Below are 20,704 nucleotides of genomic sequence, written 5' to 3'. Positions count from 1 at the left end.
CATGGCGCCGCACGATACGCCGCGGCTGGGTGTTTCCGGCCGCCTGGCCCGCATTTTCCAGGACAACCCGCTGACCCCGATCCTGGCGTTGCTGGGGTTGCTGCTGGGCCTGGTCGCGGTGGCGATCACCCCGCGCGAGGAAGAGCCGCAGATCGACGTGACCATGGCCAACGTCATCGTGCCGTTCCCCGGCGCCGACGCGCGCCAGGTGGAGCAGCTGGTGGCCTATCCGCTGGAGCGCCGGCTGGCCGGGATCGAGCAGGTCAAGCACACCTATTCGGTCAGCCGCCCGGGGCTGGCGGTGCTGACCGTGGAGTTCGACGTCGGCGTGCCGCGGCAGGCGGCGCTGGTGCGCCTGTACGACAAGGTGTTCTCGAACATGGACTGGATGCCGCCGGACGTGGGCGTCGGCCAGCCGATCATCAAGCCCCGCGGCATCGACGACGTGCCGGTGATGGCGCTGACGCTGTGGGCCGATGCGCCCGCGCCGACGGCGGCGGACCGCGGTGCCGGCGGGCGTGGCGCGCTGGAACTGTCCCAGGTCGCGCATACCTTGGAAACCGAGCTCAAGCACATCCCCGGAACCCGTGACGTCTACACCATCGGCGCGCCCGAGCGGGCGATGATGGTGACGCTGGATCCGGCGCGCCTGGCCGCCCATGGCCTGGCGGTGAACGACCTGGCCGCGGCGCTGCAGGCGGCGAACCTGGCGCGCCAGGCCGGCGAACGCATCGGTGGCGACGGCGTGGTGCAGGTCAGCGCCGGGCGCTTCCTGGCCGACCGCGCCGACGTGGCCGGGCTGGTGCTGGGGGTGGACGGCGGGCAGCCGGTGCGGCTGGCCGACGTGGCCACGGTCAGCGATGCCACCGACCTGCCGTCGCGTTATGTCTGGCACGGCGCGCCGCCCGGGCGCGCCGGCCCGCGCACCGGCGTGGCGCCGGCGGTGACCCTGGCCATCACCAAGCAGCCGGGCAGCAATGCGGCCGACATCACCGGCGCGGTGCTGGAGCGGATCGAGGCGCTGCGCGGGCAGGTCATTCCCGAGGGCGTGGAAGTGGCCGTCACCCGCGACTACGGCGCGACCGCCAGCGACAAGGCGCAGACCCTGATCAAGAAGCTGGTGTTCGCGACCGGTTCGGTGGTGCTGCTGGTGCTGTTCGCGCTGGGCCGCCGCGAGGCGCTGGTGATCGGTTCGGCGGTGGTGCTGACCCTGGCGGTGACGCTGTTCGCGTCCTGGGCCATGGGTTTCACCCTCAACCGGGTGTCGCTGTTCGCGCTGATCTTCTCGATCGGCATCCTCGTCGATGATGCCATCGTGGTGGTGGAGAACATCCACCGGCACATGGCGCAGGGCGGAAAGACCCTGCGCGAGGCGATCCCGCCGGCGGTCGACGAAGTGGGCGGGCCGACCATCCTGGCGACCTTCACCGTGATCGCCGCGCTGATGCCGATGGCCTTCGTCAGCGGCCTGATGGGGCCGTACATGCGGCCGATCCCGATCAATGCCTCGGTCGGCATGGTGCTGTCGCTGCTGATCGCGCTGGTGGTCACGCCGTGGCTGTCGCTGAAGCTGCTGCGCCGCCATGCCGGCGCAGCGGTGGCCGGTGCCCACGGCCATGTCGAAGGCGGCATGGCCGCGCGCCTGCACCACGTGTTCGTGCGGGTGATGACGCCGTTCCTGGCCGGTGACGGCGCCGCGCGCCGGCGGCGCTGGCTGTTCCTGGCCATGGCCGTGCTGGTGGCGCTGGCCGCGAGCCTGGCGGTGTTCCGCCTGGTGGTGCTGAAGATGCTGCCGTTCGACAACAAGTCCGAACTGCAGCTGGTGGTGGACATGCCCGAAGGCAGCACCCTGGAGGCCACCAACGCGGTGCTCGCCGAACTGGCCGGCGTGCTCGACCGCACCCCGGAGGTGCTGCACTACCAGGGCTACGCCGGCACCGCCGCGCCGATCAATTTCAACGGGCTGGTGCGCCAGTACTACCTGCGCGAGGGCGCCAACACCGGCGACCTGCAGGTCAACCTGGTCGACCGCCACGCGCGCAGCCGCAAGAGCCACGACATCGCCGTGGCGCTGCGCCCGGAGGTGGCGCGGATCGGACGCCGCCATGGTGCCTCGGTGAAGGTGGTGGAAGTGCCGCCGGGACCGCCGGTGCTGTCGCCGATCGTGGCCGAGCTGTACGGCCCGGACCATGCGCGCCTGCGCCAGATCGGGCGCGCGCTGACCCAGCGCTTCCTCGACACCGACGGCATCGTCGACGTCGACAGCAGCGTCGAGGCCGATGCCGCGCGCGAGGTGCTGGTGGTGGACCGCGAGCGCGCGGCGCGGCTGGGCGTGTCGCAGGCGGACATCGTGCAGACCATCGCCGCCGGGCTGTCGGGTAGCGACGCCAGCCATGTCATCGACAGCGGCTCGCTGTACCCGCGCCCGATCCGGCTGCGGCTGCCGGCCAGCGGCCAGGCCACGCTCGACGGCGTGCTGGCGCTGCGGGTAGGCGGCGGCAACGGCCAGCTGGTGCCGTTGTCGGAGCTGGTGACGGTGCGGCGCGCGCCCTGGGATGGCGCGATCCAGCACAAGGACCTGCTGCCGGTGGTGTACGTGATGGGCGACGAAAGCGGCAGCATCGACAGCCCGCTGTACGGCATGTTCGACCTGGTCGGCCAGGTCGGCGACCACGCCATCGACGGCCAGCGCCTGGCGCAGTTCTTCGTGCGCCAGCCGACCGACGGCGCCGGCTTCGGCATCAAGTGGGACGGCGAATGGCAGATCACCTACGAGACCTTCCGCGACATGGGCATCGCCTATGCCGCCGGCATGGTGCTGATCTACCTGCTGGTGGTGGCGTACTTCCGCAACTACGCGGTGCCGCTGGTGATCATGGCGCCGATCCCGCTGACCGTGATCGGGGTGATGCCGGGCCATGCGCTGCTCGGGGCGCAGTTCACCGCGACCAGCATGATCGGCATGATCGCGCTGGCCGGCATCATCGTGCGCAATTCGATCCTGCTGGTGGATTTCATCAACCACCTGGTCGAACGCGGGCAGACCCTGGAGCAGGCGGTTATCGATGCCTGCGCGGTGCGCGCGCAGCCGATCGCGCTCACCGCGCTGGCGGCGATGGCCGGTGCGTTCTTCATCCTCGACGACCCGATCTTCAACGGTCTGGCGATCGCGCTGATCTTCGGCATCCTGGTGTCGACCGTGCTCACCCTGGTGGTGATTCCGCTGCTGTACTACGCGCTGCTGTCGCGGCGGCGCCAGCGCCAGGCAGCGGCATGACCGGTGGCGCGGCGCGTACCTGCGCGCCGCGCGTTACAGGTCGCTCTGGCGGCTGGGGTCGCTCAGTTCCAGTTCGCGCAGCACCACGCTGGCCTGGGTGCGGTTGCGCACGCCCAGGCGCTCGAAGATCGCCGACAGGTGCGCCTTGACCGTGCGTTCCTGCACGTCCAGGCGGTCGGCGATCTGCTTGTTGAGCAGGCCCTCGGCGACCAGCGCCAGTACCCGGAACTGCTGCGGCGACAGGCTGGCCAGGCGTGCGGCCAGTTCGCTGTCGTGGCTGGAGGACTGCGCCCGCGCCACCGCCGCGCGCAGCGACGCCGGCAGCCATTGCTCGCAGGCCATGACGCTGCGGATCGCCTCGCGCAGTTCGTTCAGCCCCGAGCTCTTGGGCAGGTAGCCGGCGGCGCCGTGGTCGAGCGCGCGTCGCACCACGCGCGGGTCGTCGTTGGCCGACACCACGATCACCGCCACCCCCGGGTGCTGGGCGCGGATCGCCGCCAGCCCGGCCAGCCCGTGGTTGCCGGGCATGTGCAGGTCGAGCAGGATCAGGTCGGTATCGGGCGCGGCGTCCAGCGCCGCCAGCACGCCCTCGAGCGATTCGGCCTCGCGCACCTGCAGGTCGGCCACCGCCTCGCCCGCGGCCTGGCGCAGCGCGGCGCGGAACAGCGGGTGGTCGTCGGCGATCAGCAGGCTGGGCATGGGGCAGGAAGGGGCGGGTGATGCCTGCATTGTCGGCCAATGTGTGGCGGTGGCGCACCCCGGCCGGCAGCGGCGCCGCCGGCGCGGCCGCGGTGCCCGGCAGGTTGCGCCGCCATGCGCTTACTGCGCGGTCCAGGCACCGTCCATCGGCAGCGCCGCGCCGGTGAGGTTGTGCGCTTCGCGGCGGCACAGCCACACCACCATCGCGGCGATGTCCTCGGGCAGCGACATGCGCAGGCTGGGCTGCTTCTCTTCGAGCAGGGCGCGCACGCCGTCGTCGCGGCTGCCACCGTGGCGGTGGGCCTGGATCTGCGGCTCGATCAGCGGCGTTTCCACCCAGCCCGGGCACACGCAGTTGACGGTGACCCCGCCGCTGTCGCGGCTGCCGGCGGCGGCGTATTCCAGTGCGGCCACCTTGCTCAGGCCGACGATGCCGAATTTGCTGGCCACGTAGGGCGCCTTGTTCTTCGATGCCACCAGCCCGTGCACCGAGGCGATGTTGACCACCCGGCCGTAGCCGCGCGCGGCCATGCCCGGCAGCGCCTGCTGCATGGTGTGGAAGGCGGCACTGAGGTTGATGGCGATGATGTCGTCCCACTTGCCGGCGGGCTGCTCGGCCAGTGGCGCGGCATGCTGGATGCCGGCGCAGTTGACCAGCACGTCGAGCGCGCCCCAGTCCTGCACCGCGGCCATCATCGCCTCGATCTCGGCCGGATTGCGCAGGTCGGCGCCGAAATGGCGCGACTGCCCGCCGGCCGCGGCGACGCCGGCCAGCGCGGCGTCGATCTGTTCGGCCGTGCCCAGGCCGTTGATCGCCACGCGCGCGCCGGCGGCGGACAGTGCCTGGGCGATGGCCAGGCCGATGCCCGACGTGCTGCCGGTGACCAGCGCGGTGCGACCCTGCAGGAAGCGGTCCATGGGAACTCCGTCAAACAGTGGGGAAAGGCTGCAGAACGTAGCAGCCGGAACGTAAGCGCCGCGTGGTACGAAAGTACGATGGGCCGGGCGGGGCGCTCTGCTAGTGTGGGGACATGACTACTTCCCTCCTGCGCGCCGCCTGCGGCCTCATCGTCGGATTCGGCCTGGCGTCGTGCGCCAGCGGCCCTGCGTCCAAGTCCGTGGAGTCTTCCATGTTCAGCAACGAACTGCGCAGCGAGCATCGCGGCAACGACGACCTGTTGACCGCCGGCCTCGGCCTGGCCGGGCTGCGCAGCCTGGCGCCGCCGGCATTCGCCGATGCCAATGCGCCGACCGTGGAGGAACTGCGCCGGCGCGCGCTGTGGGGCAGTTGGCGCGGCATCGCCGACCTGGCCCCGGGCGGTGGCTATGGCGATCTGTTCGGCGACCTGGCCCCGGTGCCGGGGCGCGAGTACTCGGCCTATGCGCGCCTGCCCGGCGCGCACCAGCCGCACCGCGTGCTGGCGCAGGTGCCGGACAACTTCGACAGCGGCCGGCGCTGCGTGCTGGTGGCACCGGCGTCGGGTTCGCGCGGCATCTACGGCGCGGTGTCGGTGGCGGCGGCCTGGGGCCTGCCGCGCGGCTGCGCGGTGGTCTACACCGACAAGGGCGCGGGCAGCGACTATTTCGACCTGGATGCGCAGATGGGCGTGCGTGCCAACGGCATGGTCGGCGCGCTCGGCGAGGCCGCCGACCTGGCCTTCGTGCCGGATGCGCCGGTCAATGCGTCCGGCGTGGCGTTCAAGCACGCCCATTCGCGGGACAACCCGGAAGCGGACTGGGGCCGTCACGTGAAGCAGGCGGCCGAGTTCGCGCTGCTGGCGTTGGACCAGGCCTTCCCGCAGGCCGCGCCGTTCACCTTCGCCAACACCCGCGTGATCGCGGTGGGCATCTCCAACGGCGGCGGCGCGGTGCTGCGCGCGGCGGAGATGGAGGGCGACTGGCTGGACGCGGTGGTTGCCGGCGAACCGAGCGTGCTGTCCAGTGGCCCCGGTGTGCGCGCGCTGTACGACTACGCCACCGAGGCGGCGCTGCTGATGCCGTGCGCGCAACTGCACATGACCGACCTGCCGCAGCCGCCGCTGACCGCCGCGCTGCAGACCGCTGCCACGGTGCGCTGCGCCACGCTGGCGGCCGAAGGCGTCATCGCCGGCGCCACGCCGGCGGCGCAGGCCCGGTCGGCTTACGAACTGATGCTCGGCAAGGGCTGGACCGACGCTGCGCTGCGTGCCGGCGCGTTGTCCACCGGCTTCGACCTGTGGCGCGCGGTCGCCGCCGGCTATGCCTCGGCCTATGGCCGCTATGGCGTGGGTGAGCATCCGTGCGGCTTCAGCTTCGCCGCGCAGAACCCGGATTTTTCGCCGCGTGCGGCCACCGCCGCCGAACGCGCGGCGTGGATCGCCGATGGCAGCGGCATCCCGCCGGGGGCCGGGGTCGGCCTGCTCGACAGCAAGGTGCGGCTGCCGGACCTGACCTATCCCGGGTTGAAGTGCCTGCGCGCCCTGTGGGACGGGCAGGGCGAGGATGCCCGCCGGGTGCAGGCCGGGATCGAGGCCACCCGCGCCGGGCTGCCGCGCAGCGGCCTGCCGGTGATGGTGGTGCACGGCACCGACGACGGCCTGATCCCGCCGGCGTTCAGCAGCGCGCCGTACGTGGCCGCGGCCAAGGCCGCCGGGCGCGAGGTGAACTACTGGCAGGTACGCCATGTGCAGCACTTCGACGGCTTCCTCGGGCTGCCCGACTACGGCGCGCGCTACCTGCCGCTGCTGCCCTACGTGCATGCTGCGCTGGACCGCGTGCAGGCGCGCCTGGACAAGGGCACGCCACTGCCGGCCGACGCGGTGATCCAGACCACGCCGCGCATGGGCAAGCCGCTGTCCGCGGAGAACCTGGCGCTGCCGGAGTAGGCGACGCGCACGCAGGCGTGGGCATCGCCGCGCCGGTCCTGCGCGGCACGCAGCATGCGGATCGCCGCCACTGTCGTGGCGGCGCCATCGTCGCGGCGTGGCATCATGCGCCGATGGATATCCTGACGACGCCTTCCCGGGTGATTCCGGCCGCCGATTACCAGCGCGAGCGGTGGCGCAACGGCCTGGGCTGGACCCGCGAGATCCTGCGCCTGCCGGCGCAGGAGCCGTGGCAGCTGCGCCTGTCCATCGCCGAGATCGAACACGACGCGGCGTTTTCCGCGTTTCCCGGCATCGAACGCGAACTGGTGCTGCTCGAAGGCGAGGGTCTGCGCCTGCGCTTCGCCGATGGCCGCTGCCAAACCCTGCTGCCGCCCTACCAGCGGCTGCGGTTCGCCGGCGAGGACGCGCTGGACGGCGAACTGGTCGATGGCCCGACCCGCGATTTCAACCTGATGTGGCGTCGCGCCGACCTGCGTGCCGAGCTGCTGCACCGGCCGCTGGTCGGCAGCATGCTGTTCTTCTGCGAGCCGCAGGTGGCGTGGGCGATCCACCTGCTGGCCGGGCAGGCGGCGTTCGAGGACCCGATGCTGCCGCCGCTGGAGGCCGGCGACAGCGCCTGGCTGGGGGCCGGCGAGCGCCGGCGGCATGCGCTGCACGGTGCCGGCGAGCTGCTGGCGATCCGGGTCTCGCCGGCCGCGCACGTCGCCTGAGGCGGCCGCGGCGCGTGGACAGCCGCGTGCGCGGCGGCCGATGATGGCGTCTGGCCGCAGCGCCGGGAGCGACGATGGACAAGACCCATGGCAAGGACGTCGATGCCTTCATCGATGCGCTCGATCACCCGCGGCTGGCAGTGATCCGCGCGCTGCGTGCGTTGCTGCTGGCGGTGGATCCGGCGATCCGCGACGAGGTCAAGTGGAATGCCCCCAGCTTCCGCAGCCGCGGGCACTTCGCGACGATGCAGCTGCGCCGGCCCGACGTGGTGCGCCTGATCCTGCACCTGGGAACGCAGAAGCGCAGCCTGCCGGTGGGCGCCATCGCCGATCCGGACGGCCTGCTCACCTGGCTGGCGCCGGACCGCGCCCTGCTCGAATTCCGCGATGCCGCCGAACTGGAAGCCAGGCAGGCCGCAGTGGTGGCGCTGATCAGGCAGTGGATGGCGCTGCTGCCGTAGAGGCGGGGCTTGCCCCGCATGCGGCATTACCGGAAAAGCCATGTGCCGGGCACGCCCGGCACCACGGTCCTGTGTTGATGCGGATCGTAGATGCGGGGCTTGCCCCGCATGCGGCATTTCCGGGAAAGTCACGTGCCGGACACGCCCGGCACTACGGTCCTGTGTTGATGTGGATGGTAGAGGCGGGGCTTGCCCCGCATGTGGCATTACCGGAAAAGCCATGTGCCGGACACGCCCGGCACCACGGTCCTGTGTTGATGCGGATCGTAGAGGCGGGGCTTGCCCCGCAGGGGCATTACCCCCTCACGTCCCGGCAGGCGGCCCCGCCGCTCCCCGCTTCATGCGGGTCCGTCAGTAAACATCGCGGCGGTAGCGCCGTTCCCGGACCAGTTGTTCCTTGCGTTCGTGCCCCAGCACCTGTGCGATCACCGCGTCCACCGCCGGCGCCATGCCCTGCAGGCTGCCGCAGACCAGCACGGTGGCGCCGTGGTCGACCCAGCGCCGCAATCGCCCGGCCTGCGCGGCCAGCACGTCCTGCACGTAGCGATGGGGCCCGCCATCACGGCTGAACACGGTATCCAGGTGTTCGATGCCGCCATCGCGACGCCACTGCTCCAGCTCGTCGCCGAAGTGGAAATCGTGGGCGCGGTGGCGTTCGCCGAACAGCAGCCAGTTGCGCCGTGCGCCGGCGTCGATGCGTGCGCGCAGGTGCGCGCGCAGGCCGGCGATGCCGGTGCCGTTGCCGATCAGCACCAGCGGCGCGTCGCCGGCCGGCGGGTGGAAGTTGGGGTTGGCGCGCAGGCGCAGGTCGATGCGCGCGCCGATGGCGGCGTGGTCGCACAGCCAGCCGCTGGCCAGGCCCGGAGTGCCGTCCGGATGCGACTGCCGCCGCAGCAGCAGCCGCAGGTGGTTCTCCGAGGGCAGCGAGGCGATGGAGTATTCCCGGTGCGGCAATGGCTGCAGCGCCGCCGCGATCGCCTCGGGCGCGCTGCCATCGATCGCCTCGGGCAGCCTGGCCGCGGCCAGCAGTTCACGCAGCGCGCGGCCATCGGCCAGCGTTGTCGCCGGATCGAGCGCGTGCGCGCGCATCCACTGTTCGACCGTGGCCGGCGCGTGCCGTGGGCCGATTTCGGCGATATCGCCGGCCTGCCAGGCGGGCAGCGCGCCGTCGGCCGGTTGCAGGCACAGCTGGAACACCGGGCCGCCGACGCTGCCCGGATTGGTCCGCGTCCGTGCGCGCAGCACCCACGGCTGGTAATCGGGCGGGCTCCAGTCGGCCTGCACGCGGCCGTCGCCGAACTGGCCGAGCAGCTGCTGCCAGTGGCGCAGCGCGGCCGGATCGGCATTGTCCACGTCCACGGTATCGAACAACGGCTGCGCGCCTTGTCCGCGCAGCCAGTCGTCGAGCCGGTGGCCGAACGCGCAGTAGTCCGCGTAGCTGCGGTCGCCCAGCGCCAGCACCGCGTACTGCAGTGCCGGCAGCGCCGGCGCCTGGCGCATCACCTGGCCGAGGAAGGCCAGGGCGTGGTCGGGCGGATCGCCCTCGCCGGTGGTGCTGGCGATGAACAGTGCCTTGCGGGTACCGGCCAGCAGCGCCGCATCGACCTGGTCGAGCGCGCGCAGGCGTACCCGGCAACCGCCATCGCGCAGGCTCTGCGCGGTATGCCCGGCCAGCTGCCGGGCGAAGCCGGTCTGGCTGGCCCAGGCCACCAGCAGCGGCGGTTCGCCGCTGTCGCCGGGCTCGTCCGGGCGCGGGCGCGCGCGCCACCACAGCGCCAGGCACCCTGCCACGTAGCCGAGCACCGCGGCGAGCGCGATCCAGCGCCGCGCCGGCAGCGGCGTGGGCTGCCAGCCGTCCTGGCCCAGGTGCAGGCGCAGCAGCAGTCCGGCGATGGCCAGCAGCGCGGCGATGACCACGGCATTGCCGGCGATGGTGCGCATCGAGCCCGGATGGTTCATGCGTTGCCCGCGTCCAGCTGCTGCCGGAAGCCGCGCGACAACGTTTCCAGCGGGCCATCGGCGCCGCGCTGCAGGAAGCGCGCGGCCAGGCCGTGGGCATCGGCGAACGCGCAGCCCTGGTCGGCCCCCATCACCGTCAACGCGGTGGCCCAGGCGTCGGCCAGCATCGCCTCGCGGTGGAGCACGGTGACCGCCGCGGCGGCACTGGTCACCGGCGCCTGCCGGCGCGGGTCCAGGGTGTGGCTGTAGCTCACCCCGTCGTGTTCATAGCGGTGCCAGTGGTCGCCGGAGGTGGCCACGGCCAGGTCGTCCAGTGCCAGCACGCGTGGCGGCTGCCCGCTGCCGGCATCCTCGTCGGGTGCCGATTCGACCAGGACGCGCCACGGCTGGCCGTCCGGCTTGCGGCCGCGGCCATGCAGTTCGCCGCCGACCTCGACCAGCGCCGCTTCGATGCCCTGGGCGCGCAGCCAGCGGCTGACCAGGTCCACGCCGTAGCCCTTGGCGATGGCCGACAGGTCCAGCTGCAGGCCGCCCGGTTGCAGCACGGCCTGCGCCTGCGCGTCCAGTCGCAGCCGCTGCCAGCCGCATTGCGCGGCGACACGGGCGATCTGCGCCGCGTCGGGCGGGCGTTGGCCGCGTGCATCGGCGCCGAACCCCCACAGCCCGACCAGCGGGCCGACGGTAGGGTCGAAGGCGCCCTCGCTGCGTTCGGCGACGCTGCGCGCGGCCTGCAACACCTGCCAGAAATCGTCGGGCAGCGGCTGCCAGTGGCCGCGGTCCGCGCGGTTGAAACGGCTGATATCCGAATCGTGCGCCCAGGTGCTCATCTGCGCGACCACGCGGTCGAGCTGCGCCTGGATGCCGGCATGCAGCGCATGCAGGTCGCGGTCGCGCGGCGCCACCAGCTTGACGCTCCAGGTGGTGCCCATGGTGTGGCCGCCGAGTGCGGCGATGTCGGATGACATGGAAGGGGATGCGGACAGGGGAAAGAAGAGGGGCGCCGGCGGCCGCGCCGGTCCCCGTGCAGGCGCGGGCCGGGGAGCTGGGCGGCCGCCGCGGCGACGGCCTGCCCGTGGCTCCCCGGCACGTGCCGCTGCCTTACTGCGGCAGCACTTCCAGCGTGGCGACGTAGCTCAGCCGGCGCTGCTTGGCCTGCGGCGCGCTGGTCCTGGCATCGCTGGTCGAGGTTTCCAGCCAGTACATGCCCGCCTCCGGCCAGGTCACCTTGAAGCTGCCGTCGGCGCCGGTGGTCACCTTGATCTCGTCCTGGGCGTTGCGGTAGCGGGTGGCGCCACGCACGATTTCCACCTCCAGCCCGCTGGCGGGCTGGCCGTCGACCACCAGCCTGAACGTGGCTTCCTCGCCGGCGAACAGGTCGTTGGGGTGGGTCACCGGTACCAGTTCCAGGCCCTTGCCGGTGGCAGCGACGGTGCTCGGCTTGCCCTTGGTGACGAAGGTCTCCACCCGGCCGATGCCTTCGGTGACCTGCAGGTTCTGCGCGTCCTTCGGAATCTTGGTGGCCAGGTCCTCGGCCGTGGCGTTGCGCAGGAAGCCGCCACGGGCGCCGCCCATGCCGCCGGCCGCCGGCTTGTCCTTGGCCGCGGCCAGGCTTTCGGGGTATCCCAGCGCGCGGACAGGCCCCGGTTGAGGTTGACGATGCGGTAGGTGCCTTCCTGCGCCAGCGGCACGTCGAACACGCTGCGGTACTTGCCGGTGGCCGGATTCTGCGGCTGCAGCGTGCTGCCGTCGGGCGCGGCGATGCTGACGTTGTCCAGCCGCATCGGCACGTGGTCGGGGTAGTACAGCTGGTTGGACACCGCGGCGTCGACCGTCACCCAGGCATCGTTGCCGGCGACGACGGTGGCCGAGGGCAGCAGCCACTGCTTGTGGGCCAGGGCGGAGAACGGAAGCGAGGCGGCGATCAGCGCGGCGAGCAGCGTGGTGTGTTTCATGCGGGTTTCTCCTTGTCCGGAAGGTCAGGGCTTGGTGGCGAGGGTGACCAGGCCCAGTTCGCTCTGGCCGCGGGCGCTGCCGGTGGCGGCCTTGCCCTTCCACTCGAATGGGATCTTCAGCAGCTCGCGGCCGCCGACCTCGCGCACCGCTTCCACCACCAGGGTGTACTGGCCGGCGGGCAGGTTGCGCAGCTGCGGCTGGCTGTCGCTGAAGCTCAGCGCGTGCTTGCCGGCCGGGCGGGTCGGCCCGGTCACGCCGTCCACCGGCACCTGCAGGGTGCGGCCGCTCTTGCGCCACCACTGGCGCAGGTCGGGCAGCCACTTGGTGCCATGGCCTTCGGCGTTGGACGTCTGCTGGTACCACACCGACAGGTTGGCCACCGACTTCTGCGCGCCATCCTCGACCCACACCGCCACGTAGGGACGGTGGTACTCGGCCACGTTGAGCCGGGGGATCTCGACGTTGATGTCCAGGCTCGCGGCGTAGGCCGCCGGGGCGGCGGCGAGCAGCCCGCTCAGGGCGATGGTGAGGGTGACGCGCATGGTGCGACTCCGTAGGGGAAGCGTGTTCAGTGGATGAGGAGCAGGGCGATCAGCAGCGGCACCAGCAGGCCCAGGCCGACCAGCGGCCAGGTCATGCGCCGCTGCCGCGCATGCAGGTGCAGCAGGAACAGGCCGGTGATGCAGAACACCAGGCAGGCCACCGCGAACAGGTCGATGAACCAGCCCCAGCCGGCGCCGGCGTTGCGGCCCTTGTGCAGGTCGTTGAAGTACGACACCCAGCCGCGGCGGGTGCGTTCGAACTCCACCGCGCCGGTCTCGCGGTCGATGCTCAGCCAGGCGTCGCTGCCGGGGCCCGGCAGCGACAGATAGATCTCTTCGGGCGACCACTCGGCCGCGCGCCCGCCGATGGCCACGTCCAGTTCGCGCGCCAGCCAGTCGGCGACCCGCGCCGGCAGCGGCGCATTGCCATCGGCGTGCGGCGCCGCCAGCACCTGCAGCAGCGGCGGCGGCAGTTCCAGCTGGCGGTTGGTCACCTGCGGCGCGCCCTCGATGCTGCCGGCATGGTTGAGGGTGATGCCGGTGGCGGCGAACAGCAGCATGCCGATCAGGCAGACCGCCGAGCTGATCCAGTGCCACTGGTGCAGCGTGCGCAGCCAGAAGCCGCGGCTGGCCTGCTGCTGGACGAGATCGGCGGGGGAACGTTCGGCGGACACGGGCGTGGTGCGGGGGAAAGAGATGGAATTAGAACATTGATGAGAATGATTCGCAATTTGTATCGCTCTGTATCCCGGCCTCGGCGGGTGGGGCGCCACCCGCCAGGGCGGATCAGAAGCGCAGGTTCATGCTCAGCCAGACGCTGCGCGCCTTGTCCTTGTTGTTGTAGTCGTCCTCGAACAGCACCTCATTGGTCACGTCGCCGTAGATGCCGTTGCCGTTGAGGTCGGTGAACGTGGTCTGGTAGGTGGTGAAGTCGCGGTCGAGCAGGTTGTTGATGCGCGCGTTGAAGGTCAGCCAGCCGGTGGCCTCGAACGACGCGCCCAGGTGCAGCACCGTGTAGTCCTTGTAGTACAGCTCCTTGCCGGTGACGGCACTGACGCCGCGGTAGCGCCTGGAGCGCGCCTCGGCGGTCAGGAACAGGCTCAGGCGGTCGCTGGCCTGCCAGTCGAACGTGGCATTGGCCATGTGCCGGGCGCTGTTGCCCAGCGGCAGGCCCTTCTCCGCGCCGCTCTTCTGCTCGCTGTCGGTGAAGGTGTAGTTGGCGCGCAGGCCGAAGGCATCACTGATCTGCCAGCGCCCGGCCAGCTCGGCCCCCTGGATCACCACTTCGTCGATGTTGACCGTGCGGCTGCTGCTCGAATAGCCCAGTTCGGCGTACTCGCCGCTGCTGGTGCAGCGCAGGGCCAGGCCGGCGCCGCACGGCTGGCTGTCGATCTTGTCGTCGAAGCGGTTGTGGAACAGCGTGGCGTTGAAGTTGTGGCCGCGCGGGTGCTGCCAGTACACCGCCAGCTCGGTGCTGGTGCTGGTTTCCGGCTTCAGGTCCGGGTTGCCGAAGAACGGCAGCGTGCCCTGGCCGCCGAAGCCGATGACGCCGTCGTACAGGTCGGTGGTCCTGGGGGTCTTGAAGCCGGTGCTGACGCCGCCCTTGATCGTCCACTGCTCGCCCAGCGCATAGACACCGTACAGGCGCGGGCTCAGGTGGTCGCCGAACACCTTGTGGTCGTCGTAGCGCAGGCCCGCGGTGAGGGTCAGCGGCGCGCTCACCTTCCAGTTGTCCTCGACGAACAGCGAGTACATGTCGTGCTCCTGCTTCAGCCCGGGCGTGCCCTTCTCGGTGCCGAACACGCCGTCGGTCAGATCGCCGCGGATGACCTGCGTGCCGACCACCAGGGTGTGCTCGCCGGCGGCCTGGAACGGCACGTCAAGCTTGGCGTCCAGGGTGTACTGCGCGCTCTCCAGGGTGCGCTTGGGGCGCGGCAGGAAGGTGGACTCGGCCAGCGCGCGGCGCTCGGCCAGGCCCATGCCGGCATATGCGCCGGTGCCGTCGATCATCGCCAGCAGGCGTTCGCGCTCGGCCACGGTGAACGGCAGGGTGCGGCCATCGTTGTTGGTGGCCACCCGCGCCAGCGAGACGAAACTGTTGCCGATGTCCCACTGGCCTTCGTGGGTCAGCGCCCAGGCATCGCGGGTGAACGCCTGCGACGCGCTGTAGCCGACCCGCGGGTCGGCGCGCCGCGCCCAGGTGCCGCCGTTGGCGCGGCAGGCGGCGGCGTTGGCGCCGCTCGCGCCGCTGCAGTAGTTGGAGGCGCGCCAGATGCTGTTGATGTTGTCGACGGTGCCGACGGGGTATTCCTCCACGCCGCTGTCGTTGATCCTGATCCTGTTGTCGTAGGTCTGCCGCGAGGTGTCGTAGTCCAGCGACAGGGTCTGGTTGTCCGATGGCATCCACGCCAGGGTGATGCCGCCGGCCTTGTTGGTGTTGTCCACGGTCTTGCCGCCGCTGCCGAAGCCCAGCGGGCGGGTGTGCAGGCCGCCGGCCGGATCGGTGGCCGGTGCGTAGGTCGGGTTGGAAGCCTTGCGTTCGTACCAGCTGCCGCGCGCGCTCAGGTTGAGTACCCCGGGCAGCAGCGGCCCGGTGACGAAGAAGTCCACCGTGCTGTCGTCGCCGAACGCGTCGTCGGTCTCGACGGTGCGGGCGATGCTGGCCGAGCCGTGCCAGCTGTCGAGGGTGCGCCGGGTGATGATGTTGATCACCCCGCCCATGGCGTCGGCGCCATACAGCGTGGACATCGGCCCGCGGATCACCTCGATGCGCTCGATCGCGTCCAGCGGCGGGATGTGGTTGAACTGGTTGCCGCCAAAGTTGTTCGGGTAGATGTCGCCGTGGTTGTTCTGGCGGCGGCCGTTGACCAGGATCAGGGTGTAGTCCGCGCCCATGCCGCGCATGGAGATGGTGCCCTGGCCGGTCTTGTCGCGGGTCTCGCCCACGTCCACGCCTTCCAGGTCGCGCACCGCGTCCAGCAGGGTCATGTAGGGGCGCCTGGCCAGGTCCTCGCGGGTGATCACCGAGATGCTGGCCGGCGCGTCGGTGATCTTCTGCTCGAAGCCGGACGCGGTGACCACGACGGTGTCCAGCGTGGACGGTTGCGCGGCGGGGGCGCCGGAGGCGTGGGCCAGCGCCGGCAGCGCGGCGAGCAGGGCCAGGGCGAGGGAAGTGCGCGCGGCGGGCGCGCGGAAACGATGGCGCAGAGCCATGGGAAGACCTCGGGAACGGAATGGAGAAGGGTGCGGCGGGCCGCTGGCGCACGGGCGCCATGGCAGCGACGGAAGGGTCGGTGGAACAGGCGCGGCGTGGCCGCGCGGCGACGGCTCAGCGCGGCGGGGGCGCCTGGCTGCGCTGCGACCGCCAGTGCCTGGGCAGGGCGGCCGGGGGCGCCGGCGAAGCCGCCGGCAGGGCGGACGTCAGGGTCGATGCGCTGTCCACTGCGCATGCCACGGGACGTGGCGGCGCGGCGCGCAGGCAGGCCGCGCGCGGCGCCTGCAGCGTGGCCACGCGGCGCAGTTTGGCGGGTGTTTCCTGCGCGGCCGTCTCGCCCGCGGGCGTTTCCTCGCCTGCGCCGACGGCGGCCGACGGCGCCCGGGTCGCGGGCGCGATATGCGCCTGGCCGGTGCCGGCAGGGCCCAGCAGCAGGCACAGGACCATCAACCCCCACAGCGGCATGCGCAGGCCGTTGCGCAGGGGCGCAAGGGCGGACAGGCAGCGGCGGCGGAGCAGGTGGTGCATCGGATCCCCGGTAGGCGTCAGTGGCCGCCGATCAACGGGCCGGCGGCGTTGCGCAATTGTAGTTGGGATTCGTTATCCGATGCAAATAAGAATTCATTTCATTTAAAGCCGGGTTGACGTGGATCAACCCGCCCACCGCACCGTCAGACCTCGGCCCATTGCCGCAGCAGGTTGTGGTACACGCCGGTCAGCTGCAGCACCGCGCCGGCATCTGCGTTGCCCTGGCGCAGGGTCTCGATGGAGCTGTCCAGTTCGAACAGCATCCGCCGCCGGGTGTCGTCGCGGACCATGCTCTGCACCCAGAAGAACGACGCCAGCCGCGCGCCACGGGTCACCGGCGTCACCTGGTGCAGGCTGCTGGAGGGGTACAGGATCAGGTCGCCGGCCGGCAGCTTCACCGCGTGCTCGCCATAGGTGTCGCTGATGACCAGCTCGCCGCCGTCGTACTCGTCCGGCGGGTTGAGGAACAGCGTGCACGACACGTCCGAGCGCAGCTGTTCGCCTTGGGACAGGTTCATCACCGCGCCGTCGACATGGAAGCCGTAGGTGCCGCCACCGGTGTAGCGGTTGAAGCGGGGCGGCAGGTACTTGAGCGGCAGCGCGGCGCTGAAGAACAGCGGGTGCCTGGCCAGTGCCAGCAGGAGGGTCTCGCCCAGCTCGCGCCGCAGCGGCGAATCTTCCGGCAACTGCTCGTTGCGCTTGGCCTGGGCGCCGAGGTGGCCCACCGTCTGGCGGCCATCGATCCACTGCGCGGCGTCGAGCCGGGCGCGGAAGCCGGCGACCTGCGCCGGTGTCAACACGTTGGGGATATGCAGCAGCATCGGGGCTTTCCTCAGTCTGCGGGAGAGTCGACCAGCGCGCGTACCCGGGGGTGCGGCGAGGCGGCCAGTTGCGGAACGATATGCGCCATGAACGCGGGGCTGCCGTGGGCGAGCGCAAGCCGCAGCCAGTGCAGCGCTTCGTCGATGCGCGCCTGCTGCAACAGGATGGAGGCGTAGTTGGCCTGCCCGCGGAAGTCCCCGGCTTCGGCCGCGCGCCGGTACCAGTCCAGCGCCGCCTGCGGGTCGCGCGCGGTCTCCAGCCCGTCTTCCAAGTGGCGCGCCAGCAGGTTCATCGACTTGGCGTGGCCCAGGTGGGCGGCGCGGGTGTAGAGCGCCAGCGCCTGGCGGCGGTCCTGCGCCACGCCGCGGCCGGTGGCGAGCAGGTTGGCCAGGTTGTACATGCCCCAGTCCAGCCCGGCCTCGGCCGCGCGCCGGTACCAGACGGCAGCCAGTGCCGGATCGTGCGCGGTGCCCTGGCCCAGTTCGTGGCAGCGGCCGAGCATGTTCATCGCCAGCGCATCGCCGTTGTTGGCCGCGGTGGCGTACCACAGCAATGCCGCTTCGGCGTCGCGCGCCACGCCCTTGCCGTCCATGTACATCTGCGCCAGCAGCAGCTGCGCGGCGACCAGTCCGCCCTGGGCGGCCGCGCGGACATCGGCGAAGGCCGCGTGCGGGTCCGTGCTCAGCCGCGCGGCCAGCGCGTCGGCATCGAGGAAGGGGCGGGAGGACGCGGACATCGGTGGCTTCGATCGGGCTTGGCGTTTGGAGGAAAGACGGGCCTGCCGGAAAGGCGAAGACGGCGGCAGCAGACCTGCCGCCGTCCGTGTCCCGGGATCAGAACCTGACGTTGAGCGCCAGCGTGGCCGAACGCCCCGGCGCGATGCTCGCGTAGTGCGACGAATAGGCCTTGGTGAAGTAGACCTTGTCGGTCAGGTTCTGCAGGTTGAGCTGCAGGCTGATGTTGTCCTGCAGGGCGTAGCTGGCCATCGCGTCCCAGCGGGTGTAGGCCGGGATCCACTTGGTATTGGCGACGTCGCCGTACTGCTTGTCCACGTAACTGGCGCCACCGCCCAGGGTCAGGCCGAACGGGAGCGCATACGTGGTCCACAGCGTGGCCGCGTGCCGCGGCGTGTTGGGGAAGACGTTGCCGTTGTTCGGCGAGACGATCCACACCCCGGGCGCCGGGCAGCCGCTGCGGCTGGGCACCGAGCAGACGTAGCCGTTGTCCTTCAGCTCCGAATCCATCCAGGTGTAGCCGCCGGCGACGCTCCAGCGTTCGCTGATCTGCCCGTTGATGCCGATCTCCACGCCGTTGATCGCCTTCCGGCCGGCGTTGCGGGTGTCACCGCTGTCGACCACCACGCGCGCGTTGTTCACCTCGGTGTGGAAGAGCGCGGCGGTCAGGTTCAGGCGGTTGCCGAACAGGTCCCACTTGGTGCCCAGCTCGTAGTTCCTGGTCTCCTGCGGCTTGAGGTTCTGGATGGCGGCGCTGATCGCGTCGTTGCCTTCGCCGCTGTCCATGCCCGGCGGCGTGGACGAGGTGCCGTAGGACAGGTAGATGCTGCCGTTGGCCGTGGGCTTGAACACCACGCCGGCCTGGTAGTTGACGAAGGACTCGCTGTTGCGCAGCACGGTCGGCGCCTTGCCCGCGACGGGAGTGACCTGCTCGGTGTCGTAGTCGTCCCAGCGCAGGCCCAGGTTGAGCAGCCAGCGCGGGCTCAGTTCGAGGGTGTCGAACGCGTACACCGACGCGGTGCGCGTGGTCTGGCGGATGTCCAGCGCCTTGTCGCTGCGGGTGACCGGGTGGGTGGCGGCCCAGGGGTCGTTCGGGTTGGGGTTGTAGAAGTCGGTGCAGTTCCAGCCGGTCGCCGCGCCGGTGGTCGGGCAGGCCTGGGTGCCATTGATGGCGTTGCTGGTGCCGCCGCCGCCGATCAGGTAGCGGCCCTTGCTGCTCTTCTCCTCGCTGTACTCGACCCCGGCGCTGTAGCTGTGCTTCAGCCCGCCGGTCTGGAAGGCGCCGGTCAGGCTGAGCTGGTCGGCGAAGGTGCGGGTGTCGATGGCGCGGTCGTTGGTGCGGCGCCACAGGGTGCCGTACTTGTTCGGGTTGTTCTTGCTGTCGTCCGGCTGGGTCCACAGGTAGTCGTTGCTGGTGTTGCCCAGGCGCGCGATGTTGCGCAGCTTGTGGCCGCCCAGGTCATAGCTGGCATCGAGGGTGCTGATGTCGGCGCGGGTGCGCTGGAAGTCGCGGTCCTTCAGCCCGTAGTAGTTGTTGCGGTCAGGCACCAGCGGCCGGCCGGTGGTGGTGCCGGTGGCCGGGTCGGCATACGGGAAGCCGCCGGCATCGGGCAGGTCGTCGGTTTCCAGGTGGTAATGGCTGGCGATCACCTGCAGCGGCCCGTTCAGGCCGAACGCGATCGACGGCGCGATACCCCAGCGGCTGACGTTGGCGGCGTCGCGGCCGGGGATGTCGGACTCGTGCTTGAGCAGGTTCAGGCGCGCGGCGATGCCGTCGCCAAGTACGTAGTTGGCGTCCACGGTGCCGCGCGCGTAGCGGTCGCTGCCCACGCCCATGCTGGCGCTGGTCTGGTTCTTCAGCTTCGGGGTCTTGCTGACCAGGTTGATGCTGCCGCCGCCGGAATCACGGCCGCCGTAGGCCGAGCTCGGGCCCTTGACCACTTCCAGCTGCTCCAGGTCGAACACTTCGCGGGTCTGGCTGCCGACGTCGCGCAGGCCATCGACGAACATGTTGCTCTGCCCATCGAAGCCACGCAGGAACGGGCGGTCGCCGGTCGAATTGCCACCCTCGCCAGCGCCGAAGGTAATGCCGGGCACCATGCGCAGCGCGTCCACCAGGTTGGTGGCGCCGATCTCCTGCAGCGTTTTCTCGGTGACCACGGCCACCGACTTGGGCGTATCCAGCAGTTCGGCGGTGAATTTGGGCGAGGACGGCGCGAACCAGCTGCCGCGGACCTGGACCTTGTCCAGATCGGTGGCCTGTGCGGCGCCGGCGTCAGCGTCCGCCGCCTGCGCGGCCAAGGGCGAGAAGCCGGCGGCGAGGGTGGCGGTGGCCAGCATGGCGGCACGCGGCGGGTACTTGCGGGTCTTGATGGGGCTCATGGATGACGATGTCCGGGAAAAGTAAAGATGAAAGCAGCAGCGCGGGCGCCGGCGGTGCGGACGCCCGGGAAGCGGAACGGAGCAGGCAGGCGCGGCCTTTGGCAGGTGGACCCGGCCGCGCGGAACTCAGCCGTGGTGGCGCGCAGGGGGCGCATGCCCCGGAGGCGACCGGTACGCCCGTGCGCCGGGTGCCGCAGGCGCCGGCTTGATCCGCCGAGGCGTGGCTGGCCGGGCCGGATGCGATGCCGGCCAGGGCGCGCGCGACAGTGCCGCCGGGCGCGCGACGCGGGTCGCTGCTTCGGCATCGGCTTCGGCAATCGCAGTCAGGTGCAGCGATGGGCCGCCCGGGGCCGCCGGCTGGCCGGCGGACGTGACAACGGCCGCGCCGCCGGCGGGCGATGTGGCGGCATGAGCCGCAGGGGCCAGCGCCGCCACCAGGCAGGTGGCGAGAAAGCCGCATGCCAGCAGCCACAGATGCCAGTACCGCCGCACCGGAACGGTCGGCAGGCAGGGCGGGGCTCCGTCGCGGGAGCCGCGCGGGCGGGGGCGGGCGGCA

General features: G+C 71.3%; 15 protein-coding genes and 1 pseudogene. 4 read left to right on the top strand and 12 right to left on the bottom strand.

Annotated elements, in window-relative coordinates; all coding sequences use genetic code 11:
• Nucleotide 1: 1 nt before the first annotated feature.
• Nucleotides 2-3,277, top strand: coding sequence for a multidrug transporter AcrB (locus tag B1L07_11835; GenBank protein ID AUZ55661.1), 3,276 nt, complete (start codon nt 2-4; stop codon nt 3,275-3,277).
• Nucleotides 3,278-3,310: 33 nt separating this feature from the next.
• Here the strand turns inward: B1L07_11835 and B1L07_11830 are convergent, their stop codons facing one another.
• Both B1L07_11830 and B1L07_11825 read right to left on the bottom strand, forming a co-directional pair.
• The gene (locus B1L07_11830; protein AUZ55660.1) at nt 3,311-3,976 is read right to left on the bottom strand and encodes a DNA-binding response regulator; all 666 of its coding nucleotides are present in this window, start codon (nt 3,974-3,976) and stop codon (nt 3,311-3,313) included.
• 120 nt (nt 3,977-4,096) lie between these two features.
• Nucleotides 4,097-4,894, bottom strand: a complete 798-nt coding sequence (locus tag B1L07_11825; GenBank protein AUZ55659.1) for a 3-hydroxybutyrate dehydrogenase — start codon at nt 4,892-4,894, stop codon at nt 4,097-4,099.
• 212 nt (nt 4,895-5,106) lie between these two features.
• Here B1L07_11825 and B1L07_11820 point away from each other — a divergent pair, with 212 nt between their 5' ends.
• The 3 genes from B1L07_11820 (at nt 5,107) to B1L07_11810 (ending at nt 8,014) form a co-directional block, all read left to right on the top strand.
• Complete coding sequence (locus tag B1L07_11820; protein AUZ55658.1) at nt 5,107-6,840, top strand: hypothetical protein; 1,734 nt, start codon at nt 5,107-5,109, stop codon at nt 6,838-6,840.
• A 113-nt stretch (nt 6,841-6,953) separates the two neighbouring features.
• Complete coding sequence (locus B1L07_11815) at nt 6,954-7,553, top strand: hypothetical protein (protein ID AUZ56572.1); 600 nt, start codon at nt 6,954-6,956, stop codon at nt 7,551-7,553.
• Between the two features lie 74 nt (nt 7,554-7,627).
• Nucleotides 7,628-8,014, top strand: a complete 387-nt coding sequence (locus B1L07_11810) for a hypothetical protein (GenBank protein AUZ55657.1) — start codon at nt 7,628-7,630, stop codon at nt 8,012-8,014.
• A gap of 351 nt (nt 8,015-8,365) precedes the next feature.
• On the opposite strand, the gene B1L07_11805 is transcribed toward B1L07_11810, so the two are convergent.
• From B1L07_11805 to B1L07_11760, 10 genes and pseudogenes are all read right to left on the bottom strand, one after another.
• Nucleotides 8,366-9,973 (bottom strand): sulfite reductase subunit alpha, encoded by a 1,608-nt coding sequence (locus tag B1L07_11805; GenBank protein ID AUZ55656.1) that lies wholly within the window; start codon nt 9,971-9,973, stop codon nt 8,366-8,368.
• Nucleotides 9,970-10,938, bottom strand: a complete 969-nt coding sequence (locus B1L07_11800; GenBank protein AUZ55655.1) for a thiamine biosynthesis protein ApbE — start codon at nt 10,936-10,938, stop codon at nt 9,970-9,972. The genes B1L07_11805 and B1L07_11800 overlap by 4 nt, the downstream gene beginning before the upstream one ends.
• A 133-nt stretch (nt 10,939-11,071) precedes the next feature.
• Nucleotides 11,072-11,925 (bottom strand): annotated as a pseudogene (locus B1L07_11795) (ABC transporter permease).
• 24 nt (nt 11,926-11,949) lie between these two features.
• The gene (locus B1L07_11790) at nt 11,950-12,468 is read right to left on the bottom strand and encodes a hypothetical protein (protein ID AUZ55654.1); all 519 of its coding nucleotides are present in this window, start codon (nt 12,466-12,468) and stop codon (nt 11,950-11,952) included.
• Between the two features lie 26 nt (nt 12,469-12,494).
• Nucleotides 12,495-13,142: a hypothetical protein gene (locus B1L07_11785; GenBank protein AUZ55653.1), complete on the bottom strand. Its 648-nt coding sequence runs from the start codon at nt 13,140-13,142 to the stop codon at nt 12,495-12,497.
• Nucleotides 13,143-13,254: 112 nt separating this feature from the next.
• Entirely contained in the window at nt 13,255-15,681 is a 2,427-nt protein-coding gene (locus B1L07_11780; protein ID AUZ55652.1) for a TonB-dependent receptor, read from the bottom strand.
• 115 nt (nt 15,682-15,796) lie between these two features.
• Nucleotides 15,797-16,210, bottom strand: a complete 414-nt coding sequence (locus B1L07_11775; protein AUZ55651.1) for a hypothetical protein — start codon at nt 16,208-16,210, stop codon at nt 15,797-15,799.
• A gap of 143 nt (nt 16,211-16,353) precedes the next feature.
• A complete protein-coding gene (locus B1L07_11770; GenBank protein ID AUZ55650.1) occupies nt 16,354-17,031 on the bottom strand; it encodes a Fe2+-dependent dioxygenase in 678 nt (225 codons plus the stop codon).
• Between the two features lie 11 nt (nt 17,032-17,042).
• Nucleotides 17,043-17,768, bottom strand: a complete 726-nt coding sequence (locus tag B1L07_11765; protein ID AUZ55649.1) for a hypothetical protein — start codon at nt 17,766-17,768, stop codon at nt 17,043-17,045.
• Between the two features lie 97 nt (nt 17,769-17,865).
• Nucleotides 17,866-20,148, bottom strand: a complete 2,283-nt coding sequence (locus tag B1L07_11760; GenBank protein AUZ55648.1) for a TonB-dependent siderophore receptor — start codon at nt 20,146-20,148, stop codon at nt 17,866-17,868.
• Between the last annotated feature and the right edge of the window lie 556 nt (nt 20,149-20,704).

It is taken from the genome of Stenotrophomonas acidaminiphila, assembly GCA_002951995.1.
GTDB lineage: Bacteria > Pseudomonadota > Gammaproteobacteria > Xanthomonadales > Xanthomonadaceae > Stenotrophomonas > Stenotrophomonas acidaminiphila_A.
Note: the sequence above shows the minus strand (reverse complement) of the source record. Positions and strands in the feature narration are given on the sequence as shown.

Bases quoted from the DNA above. Each gene is read 5' to 3' on its own strand.
- B1L07_11835 (AUZ55661.1), top strand. From the start codon at position 2: ATGGCGCCGCACGATACGCCGCGGCTGGGTGTTTCCGGCCGCCTGGCC.
- B1L07_11830 (AUZ55660.1), bottom strand. From the start codon at position 3,976: ATGCCCAGCCTGCTGATCGCCGACGACCACCCGCTGTTCCGCGCCGCG.
- B1L07_11825 (AUZ55659.1), bottom strand. From the start codon at position 4,894: ATGGACCGCTTCCTGCAGGGTCGCACCGCGCTGGTCACCGGCAGCACG.
- B1L07_11820 (AUZ55658.1), top strand. From the start codon at position 5,107: ATGTTCAGCAACGAACTGCGCAGCGAGCATCGCGGCAACGACGACCTG.
- B1L07_11815 (AUZ56572.1), top strand. From the start codon at position 6,954: ATGGATATCCTGACGACGCCTTCCCGGGTGATTCCGGCCGCCGATTAC.
- B1L07_11810 (AUZ55657.1), top strand. From the start codon at position 7,628: ATGGACAAGACCCATGGCAAGGACGTCGATGCCTTCATCGATGCGCTC.
- B1L07_11805 (AUZ55656.1), bottom strand. From the start codon at position 9,973: ATGAACCATCCGGGCTCGATGCGCACCATCGCCGGCAATGCCGTGGTC.
- B1L07_11800 (AUZ55655.1), bottom strand. From the start codon at position 10,938: ATGTCATCCGACATCGCCGCACTCGGCGGCCACACCATGGGCACCACC.
- B1L07_11790 (AUZ55654.1), bottom strand. From the start codon at position 12,468: ATGCGCGTCACCCTCACCATCGCCCTGAGCGGGCTGCTCGCCGCCGCC.
- B1L07_11780 (AUZ55652.1), bottom strand. From the start codon at position 15,681: ATGGCTCTGCGCCATCGTTTCCGCGCGCCCGCCGCGCGCACTTCCCTC.
- B1L07_11775 (AUZ55651.1), bottom strand. From the start codon at position 16,210: ATGCACCACCTGCTCCGCCGCCGCTGCCTGTCCGCCCTTGCGCCCCTG.
- B1L07_11770 (AUZ55650.1), bottom strand. From the start codon at position 17,031: ATGCTGCTGCATATCCCCAACGTGTTGACACCGGCGCAGGTCGCCGGC.
- B1L07_11765 (AUZ55649.1), bottom strand. From the start codon at position 17,768: ATGTCCGCGTCCTCCCGCCCCTTCCTCGATGCCGACGCGCTGGCCGCG.
- B1L07_11760 (AUZ55648.1), bottom strand. From the start codon at position 20,148: ATGAGCCCCATCAAGACCCGCAAGTACCCGCCGCGTGCCGCCATGCTG.